The 8,185-nt window shown below is 72.4% G+C and carries 6 protein-coding genes and 2 pseudogenes; 5 read left to right on the forward strand and 3 right to left on the reverse strand.

The features are described from left to right. A partial coding sequence (locus JNW89_RS20220) for a DUF721 domain-containing protein (RefSeq protein ID WP_238450082.1) occupies positions 1 to 444 on the forward strand: 444 nt, incomplete at its 5' end. 7 nt (positions 445 to 451) lie between these two features. Here JNW89_RS20220 and JNW89_RS20225 read toward each other — a convergent pair. Continuing rightward, positions 452 to 679: a hypothetical protein gene (locus tag JNW89_RS20225; protein WP_238450083.1), complete on the reverse strand. Its 228-nt coding sequence runs from the start codon at positions 677 to 679 to the stop codon at positions 452 to 454. An 89-nt stretch (positions 680 to 768) separates the two neighbouring features. Here JNW89_RS20225 and JNW89_RS20230 point away from each other — a divergent pair, with 89 nt between their 5' ends. Continuing rightward, positions 769 to 1,257, forward strand: coding sequence for a MarR family winged helix-turn-helix transcriptional regulator (locus JNW89_RS20230; protein WP_238450084.1), 489 nt, complete (start codon positions 769 to 771; stop codon positions 1,255 to 1,257). Between the two features lie 56 nt (positions 1,258 to 1,313). Here JNW89_RS20230 and JNW89_RS20235 read toward each other — a convergent pair whose 3' ends face one another. Further along, the gene (locus JNW89_RS20235) at positions 1,314 to 1,868 is read right to left on the reverse strand and encodes a hypothetical protein (RefSeq protein ID WP_238450085.1); all 555 of its coding nucleotides are present in this window, start codon (positions 1,866 to 1,868) and stop codon (positions 1,314 to 1,316) included. Positions 1,869 to 2,392: 524 nt separating this feature from the next. Between JNW89_RS20235 and gyrB the strand changes: the two genes are divergently transcribed. The 3 genes and pseudogenes from gyrB (at position 2,393) to JNW89_RS20250 (ending at position 7,420) form a co-directional block, all read left to right on the forward strand. Further along, positions 2,393 to 4,339, forward strand: coding sequence for a DNA topoisomerase (ATP-hydrolyzing) subunit B (gene gyrB / locus JNW89_RS20240; RefSeq protein WP_238450086.1), 1,947 nt, complete (start codon positions 2,393 to 2,395; stop codon positions 4,337 to 4,339). Positions 4,340 to 4,467: 128 nt separating this feature from the next. Next, a pseudogene (locus JNW89_RS20245) lies at positions 4,468 to 5,553 on the forward strand (DNA gyrase subunit A); the annotation flags it as partial. A 640-nt stretch (positions 5,554 to 6,193) separates the two neighbouring features. After that, positions 6,194 to 7,420, forward strand: a complete 1,227-nt coding sequence (locus JNW89_RS20250) for a hypothetical protein (protein WP_154940783.1) — start codon at positions 6,194 to 6,196, stop codon at positions 7,418 to 7,420. Between the two features lie 15 nt (positions 7,421 to 7,435). Here JNW89_RS20250 and JNW89_RS20255 read toward each other — a convergent pair. Then, positions 7,436 to 8,054 (reverse strand): annotated as a pseudogene (locus JNW89_RS20255) (phosphatase PAP2 family protein). Positions 8,055 to 8,185: the final 131 nt, after the last annotated feature.

An 8,185-nucleotide genomic window follows, 5' to 3' on the forward strand; every position in this document is an offset into this window, starting at 1 on the left:
GACGCGGCGAAGACCCGGCGGAAGAGCGCGGTCTCCGGCGACGGCGGCGAGCGGCGGCTGCGTGGCTACTCCGGGCCGGGCCCGGACCCGCGCGACCCGCAGCCGCTCGGCGTGGTGCTGGAACGGCTGATGAAGGCGCGCGGCTGGCAGCAGCCGGCCGCGGAGGCGACCGTCTTCGGCGCCTGGGAGAAGGTCGTCGGGTCGGAGATCGCCCAGCACAGCCGCCCGGTCAAGCTGGAGGACGGCGAGCTGACCGTGGAGGCGCGCTCGACGGCCTGGGCCACCCAGCTGCGGCTGCTCGCCGGCTCGCTGCTCAAGCGGATCGCCGGCGAGGTGGGCCACAACGTGGTGCGCAAGCTGCACATCCACGGCCCGGCGGCTCCCTCCTGGTCGAAGGGGCCGCGGCGGGTCCGGGGCCGCGGCCCGCGCGACACCTACGGCTGAGCCCGGGTCACCGCTCGGCGCGGCGGGCCTCGCGCTCGGCGCGCTTGCGTTCCCGCTGCTCGCGGCTCCACCGCTTACGGTTCTCCAGGTCCCGCTTCCACGCCTCGCGGGCCTGGGTGGAACCGCCCTGCACGGCACCCGGCACCCCCTCGGCCGGGCCGGCCAGGTACTTGTAGGCCCAGGCCCACAGCCTGCCGCCCTCGCCGGGAGCCCGCTGCCGCTTCTCCTCGCTCATCGCGCCCGACCTCTCCTCGATGGTTTGCGCCCCAACGATTGGCGCCCCAATGATTGGTACGATAGCAACGACCACGAGGAGGCCGATCGGTGCGTGACCAGTTGGACGGGGATCCGCTGGCGCTGGAGCAGCAGGTGTGTTTCGCCCTCTCCGTCGCCGCGCGCGGGGTCGTCGCCGTCTATCGGCCGCTGCTGGAGCCGATGGGGCTGACCCACCCGCAGTACCTGGTCATGCTCGCGCTGTGGCAGCACGCGCCGCTGTCGGTCCGGGAGCTCAGCCGTCTGCTCCAGCTCGATCCGGGCACGCTGTCGCCCCTGCTCAAGCGCCTGGAGACGGCGGGCTACCTGCGGCGCGAGCGGGACGCCGCGGACGAGCGGAGCCTCGCCGTCACGCTCACCGCCAGCGGTCAGGCCCTGCGCGCCCGCGCCGAGCAGATCCCGCCGACGATCGTGGAGCGGCTCGGCATGCCGATCGAGGAGCTGCGGCGCCTGCACACGATGCTGACCGAGGTGATCGGCGCGGCCAACCGCGCCACGACCGGCGGCACCCCCGCCGCGCCGGGCCCGACGACTTCCTGACGACGCCGGCGACCCCGCCCGGTCAGGTCGACGGGGCGGGTCGGGCCGGCGCGGGATCAGGCGTCGGCGTAGACGGCGAAGCCGCGGTCGGCGCAGCGGCGGTAGAAGGCGGCCAGCACGCCCAGCTCGGCGCAGGTGAAGTCCCACTGCGGCGGGTTGCCGCTCTCGTCGCGCAACGCGTCGAGCCGGGTGCCCAGCCAGCGCAGCTGCTGCTCGGCGAGCCGCCCGTCGGCCAGCAGCGAGCGGAGCACCTCGCTGACCGACTCGAAGGTGACCGTCTCGCCGAACGGCCGGTGCTGGGCGACGAACTTCTCCACGCCGCCGGCGATCCAGGAGCACCCGTCCGGGTCGATCACCGGGTCCTCGTCCTCGGCGGCGGCATCAGTGGCGTAGAGCACATTTTCCAGGCCGAGGATCAGGTCGACCAGTTCGGTGTAGGCGGTCGCCCGGACCGTCCCCGTCTTGGCGATGTGTTCGGCGAGCGCCGCAGTAGGTGCGGAGATCTGCGGGATGTCCACGATCTCCCCGAAGTCGACGAACTCGGCCGGCGCGACCGGATCGTAGAAGCGGCCGGTCCGCGGCCAGTGCACCGCGACGTTGTCCAGCCCCATCTGGCGTCACCCCTTGTGAGCACGTGTCGGATCGATCGGGTCGATCGTCCCGGTTACGGATGGTAAAGATCAAGCCGAGCACCGGTGGCGCCGCAAAGGTACGGTACGGCCGCTCTGCGCGCGACCCCCGCCCGGCCGTCGGTCCGGTCCGATTCCGTGGCGGCCCCGCCCTCGATCCCCCCTTGGCGTGTAGGGGGAGTCGCGGCCAGCGCGATTCGGGCCGCTACGGAGGTCTCAGACGCCGCGCAGGGGGTGCCGAGTGGCGTCTCTGTCGTCCGCGCACAGTAGGATTGACAGCGAGACGAAGACCCGACGCGGAGCGACGGACACGGGGGCCAGGGGGTCCTTGGTCAACGTACCGCGGCGGGTCGAGCCGATCGCGATCCGCGGGCAACCGCGGCGACCGGCGTACGCGATCCGTGACCTGGAGTTCCCGGGGGCGGTCCGTGCGCCGACGTCGCGTCCTGTCCGCCGAACCCGCGCCTCCGCGCCCTGGCGCGGCCGGCGCGAGAAAGTGGCCGAGGGTGGCAGCGCAGGACAAGCAGGAGTACGGCGCCGAGTCGATCACCGTCCTCGAGGGGCTCGAGGCGGTGCGCAAGCGGCCCGGTATGTACATCGGGTCGACCGGCGAGCGCGGTCTGCACCACCTCGTGTGGGAGGTCGTGGACAACGCCGTGGACGAGGCGCTGGCCGGCTACTGCGACACCATCGACGTGGTGCTGCTGGAGAACGGCGGCGTCCAGGTCACCGACAACGGTCGAGGCTTCCCGGTCGACCTGCACCCCAAGCTGAAGAAGCCGGGTGTCGAGGTGGCCCTGACCGTGCTGCACGCCGGCGGCAAGTTCGACGGCAAGGCGTACGCGGTCTCCGGCGGTCTGCACGGCGTCGGCGTCTCCGTCGTGAACGCCCTCTCCACCCGGATGGCAGTGGAAATCCACAAGTCCGGCTTTGTCTGGCGGCAGCAGTACTCCAACTCCAAGCCGTCGCCGCTGGAGAAGGGGGAGACCACCGACCGCACCGGCTCGGCGGTCTCCTTCTGGCCGGACCCGGACGTCTTCGAGACCGTCGACTTCGACTTCCAGACCATCTACCGGCGCCTGCAGGAGATGGCCTTCCTCAACCGTGGCCTCTCCATCCACCTGCTCGACGAGCGGGTCCCGGAGGGCGAGGAGGGCAAGCCGCGTGAGGTCACCTTCCTCTACAAGGGCGGCATCGCCGACTTCGTCCGGCACCTCAACGCCTCCAAGAACCCGATCCACAAGACGGTGGTCGAGTTCGGCGCCGAGGAGGAGGGCATGTCGGTCGAGATCGCCATGCAGTGGAACGAGTCGTACGGCGAGTCGGTCTACACCTTCGCCAACACGATCAACACCCACGAGGGCGGTACCCACGAGGAGGGCTTCCGGGCCGCGCTGACCAGCGTCGTCAACCGCTACGGCGCGGACAAGAAGCTGCTCAAGGGCGACGAGAAGCTCTCCGGCGAGGACATCCGGGAGGGCCTGGCGGCGATCATCTCGGTCAAGCTGGCCAACCCGCAGTTCGAGGGCCAGACGAAGACCAAGCTGGGCAACACGCCGGTGAAGAGCTTCGTGCAGCGGGTCTGCAACGAGTGGCTGGTCGACTGGTTCGACCGGAACCCGGCCGAGGCCAAGACCATCATCCAGAAGGCCTCCCAGGCGGCCCGGGCCCGGATCGCCGCGCAGCAGGCGCGCAAGCTGGCCCGGCGCAAGTCGCTGCTGGAGTCCGGCTCGATGCCGGGCAAGCTGGCCGACTGCCAGTCCACCGACCCGCGCGAGTCCGAGGTCTTCATCGTCGAGGGCGACTCGGCCGGCGGCTCGGCCAAGCAGGGGCGCGACCCGCGGACCCAGGCGATCCTGCCGATCCGCGGCAAGATCCTCAACGTGGAGAAGGCCCGGATCGACCGGGTGCTGAAGAACAACGAGGTCCAGGCGCTGATCACCGCGCTGGGCACCGGCATCCACGACGACTTCGACATCGAGAAGCTGCGGTACCACAAGATCGTGCTGATGGCCGACGCCGACGTCGACGGCCAGCACATCCAGACGCTGCTGCTCACCCTGCTTTTCCGCTTCATGCGGCCGCTGGTCGAACTGGGCCACGTCTACCTGGCCGCCCCGCCGCTCTACAAGATCAAGTGGAACAAGAAGGGCGACGACGCCCAGTACGCGTACTCGGACCGGGAGCGGGACGGGCTGATCGCCCTGCGCCAGCAGAAGAAGGCCAACGCCCGGCCGGACGACATCCAGCGGTTCAAGGGTCTCGGCGAGATGAACTACCCCGAGCTGTGGGAGACCACGATGAACCCGGCCACCCGCACCCTGCGCCAGGTCACGCTCGACGACGCCGCAACCGCCGACGAGCTGTTCAGCGTGCTGATGGGTGAGGACGTCGAGGCGCGCCGCTCGTTCATCCAGCGCAACGCCAAGGACGTGCGGTTCCTCGACATCTGACGGTGGTGGGCGGTCGCCGGGCGGTCCCCGGCCGACCCGCCGGTCCACAGAGTTATCCACAGCTTGGCCGGTTTCCACAGCCGTTATCCACAGCACGAAAACGACTCTGAGTCTGATAAGGGTTAACAGTGACCGATACTCCCGAGTCCATCCCGAACGAGCCGGAGATCCCGGAGACAACCGCGGCCGTCGTGGCGCACGACCGGATCGAGCCGGTCGGCCTCGAGGTCGAGATGCAGCGCTCGTACCTCGACTACGCGATGAGCGTCATCGTCGGGCGGGCCCTGCCGGACGTCCGGGACGGGCTCAAGCCGGTCCACCGCAAGATCCTTTACGCCATGTTCGACTCCGGCTACCGGCCGGACCGCGGCTACGTGAAGTGCTCCCGCGTCGTCGGTGACGTGATGGGCCAGTTCCACCCGCACGGCGACTCGGCGATCTACGACGCGCTGGTCCGGATGGCGCAGCCCTGGTCGCTGCGGTACCCGCTGGTGGACGGCAACGGTAACTTCGGCTCCCCGGGCAACGACCCGGCCGCCGCCATGCGGTACACCGAGTGCAAGCTCGACCCGCTGGCCATGGAGATGCTGCGGGACATCGACGAGGACACCGTCGACCTGCAGGACAACTACGACGGCCGGGCCAAGGAGCCCACCATCCTGCCGTCGCGGATCCCCAACCTGCTGGTCAACGGCTCCGAGGGCATCGCGGTCGGCATGGCCACCAAGATCCCGCCGCACAACCTGCGCGAGATCGGCGCGGCGGTGCAGTGGTGCCTGGAGCACCCGGAGGCGGACGAGGCGACCACCCTCGAAGCGCTGCTGGAGATCGTCAAGGGCCCCGACTTCCCCACCTACGGCCTGATCGTCGGCCAGGCCGCGATCCAGGACGCGTACCGGACCGGGCGCGGCTCGATCCGGATGCGCGCCGTGGTGGAGGTCGAGGAGGACAAGCGCGGCCGCCCCTGCCTGGTGGTCAGCGAGCTGCCCTACCAGGTGAACCCGGACAACCTGGCCGAGCGGATCGCCGAGCTGATCAAGGAGGGCAAGCTCGCCGGCATCGCCGACATCCGCGACGAGTCCTCCGGGCGTACCGGCATGCGGATCGTGCTCGTGCTCAAGCGCGACGCGGTCGCCAAGGTGGTGCTGAACAACCTCTACAAGCACACCCAGCTCCAGGAGACCTTCGGCGCCAACATGCTGGCCCTGCTCGACCAGGAGACCGCCTGGTCGCCGCGACCTCGGTCCCCGATCCGACCGCCGCCCAGCGGTCCGCCCTCGGGTTGGCCATCCGCGCGGTCGCCGACCGCTGCGGCGCCGACCTGCCCACGCCTGGCCGGGAGCGGTCACCACGGCCGCCCGGTCCCGCCTCGACGACCTGCCGGACGCGCTGGACCGGGCGATCGCCGGCACCGACCTGGGCATGGACCGCCGGCCGCTCTGGTGGCGGCTGGTCGGTGGCGTCCAGTGGCTGGTCACCTCGCCGCGCTGGCCGGGCTCGGCTGGCTGCTGCTCGGCTACGCGCTGCGCGCGCTCGGGCTGCCCGCCCTGGAGTACCCGCGGGTCGGTGAGGTGCCGCTGCCGACCCTGCTGCTGCTCGGCGGCCTGCTCGCCGGGCTGCTGGTGGCCGCGGTGACCCGGCCGGTGATCCGCTGGGCGGCCCGGCGGCCCGGCAGCGGGCCGAGAAGCGCCTGACCGTCGCGGTGGCCGGGATCGGCGACACGTACGTCCTCAGCCCGGTACGGGCCGTCCTGGACCGGTACGGGCAGGCCAGGGACGCGCTGCACGACGCGGCCCGGTGAGACCCGCCCTCGGCACGGGTGTCCCGGCGGCCGTCGCGGCGTAGGGTCGGACCATGGCCACGCCACAGACCCCCTACGACGCGGTGCTGCACGCCGCCCGCGACGTGACGAGGCTGGACACCGCTCTCGACGCCGAGATGCTCGGCGCCGCCCTGCTGGGCAGCGTCTACGCGATCGCCGAGACCGACCGGGAGCGGGCGGTACGGGAGTTCGTCTCCGGCTTCCTGGCCGCCACCTCGCGCCGCCGGACCGCCGCCGCGACCACCATCCGGTCGGTCTTCGCCGCGCTGGTGCCGGACGCGGAGGGCGCCGCGAAGGTCCGCCCCGGCACCCAGGCCCCGGCCTGGTCCGGCCAGCTCGGCCGGGTGCACCTCACCGGCGCCTGGTCGTACGGCGACGTGTACGGCGACCAGACCTCCTACCTCGCCACCTTCGCCTACGACGACGCGACGGGCGGTCCGGAGCACGCGCTGGTGGCGCTCGTCGACCACAACATCGGGATCACCAAGGACGTCTTCGTGGGCGGCCCCGCCGAGCGGATCCTCGAACAGGTCCGGCAGATGTGCGCCACGGACGACCTGACCTGGTTCCGCGAGGAGGACCCGGCCCGGATGCACGGCGAGGTGAGCCGGCACCTCACGGTCACCGACGACCTCGGCGACCTGCCCGGCGAGGGTTCGCTCGCCACCGACCGGGCCCTGGTCGGCGCCCGGCTGGCGGTGCTGCCCGGCGCGCCGGCGGACACCCTGACCTGGGACGCCGAGCCGCTCACCGGGGAGGAGCGCACCGAGCTGGTGCGGGCCTTCCTGGCGTCGCCGGAGGCGGCCCGCGCCGGCCTGCACGCCCTGGACGGCGACGCGGAGCTGGCCTCGCTGCACTTCTGTCTGGGCCTGCTCTTCGACCACGCGGCGAGCTTCCCGGACGCCGACCCGCTGCGCTGGAGCCCGGCGGTGGCGGGGTTGTTCCTGCTGGACTGGGTGCACCGCCGGGCCGTGCTGGACATGGACGACGCCGCGATGCTGCCCCGGGTGCTGCGCGCCTGGACGGCGTTCGCGGGGCATCGGCGCGGCCTGCCGGAGCAGGCCGTCACCCGGACCGACGAGGCGATCGAGGAGCTGGTGCCGGAGTTCGCCCGGCTCTACAGCACGGGTGAGCGGCGCAGCCCGGCCACCGCCGCGGTGGCGCAGTTGATGGCGGACGGGGTGGACCCGGACGACCCGGCCGCGCTGGACGCCTGGATCGAGGCCAACCGCCAGCGCCTCGGCGACGACACCCCCTGACCGGTCACGCCGCGCTCACTGCAGCGCGGCGTAGACCAGGCCGGCGACCAGACCGCCGACCACACCCCCGACGACCACCTGCGCGACGGTGTGGTCGCGCAGCCGTACCCGGGACCAGCCGGCCAGGGCCGGCAGCGGCGCGGCGGCGAGCATCCGGGGGCCGAAGGTCAGCGCCAGCACGACCACCGCGCCGGCGGCCACCGCGGTGTGGATCGACATCTTCCACCAGTGGCTGACGGTCACCGCCACCACCAGGCCGACCACCCCGGCGGCGACCAGGGCGAGCACCGGTCGGGGGGCGCCGAGCGCGGCGAGCAGCGCCAGGCCGGCGGTGGCCGAGGCCAGACCGAAGAGCAGGGGGTACGCGTCGCTGGTCGCGGACGCCCACGTGGTGGTCGGTCAGGCGGCCGCGCCGCACCCCGCCGAGGATGTACGCGAACGGGATGCCGCTGGCGAAGACCGAGGCGAGCAGCGCCCAGCCGAGCCCGTGCGCCCCACCGGCGCCGTGCCAGCCGACCGCGACGGTCAGCAGGGTGACCAGCACGGCGGGGGCGGTCACCTCGGTCACCAGCCGGGCCAGCCGGGTCAGCGCTCCGGGCGGTACGACGACCGGGCGGGGCCCACCCGTCGTCACCGCCCCCGTCGATCCCCGCTCAGCTCCCCGTCCCCGATCCGTCCCCGTTCGGCCCCGCCGCGGGCCGGTTGCGCCGGCGGCGGGCGTACGGCCCCGGTCAGCTGGCGTCGCCCGTCACCGTACCGTCCGGG

This window comes from Micromonospora sp. 4G55 (assembly GCF_016803375.1).

What these genes read in the sequence shown, in the direction of transcription:
- JNW89_RS20225 (WP_238450083.1), bottom strand. Translation starts at nt 679, where the DNA reads ATGAGCGAGGAGAAGCGGCAGCGGGCTCCCGGCGAGGGCGGCAGGCTG.
- JNW89_RS20235 (WP_238450085.1), bottom strand. Translation starts at nt 1,868, where the DNA reads ATGGGGCTGGACAACGTCGCGGTGCACTGGCCGCGGACCGGCCGCTTC.
- JNW89_RS20250 (WP_154940783.1), top strand. Translation starts at nt 6,194, where the DNA reads ATGGCCACGCCACAGACCCCCTACGACGCGGTGCTGCACGCCGCCCGC.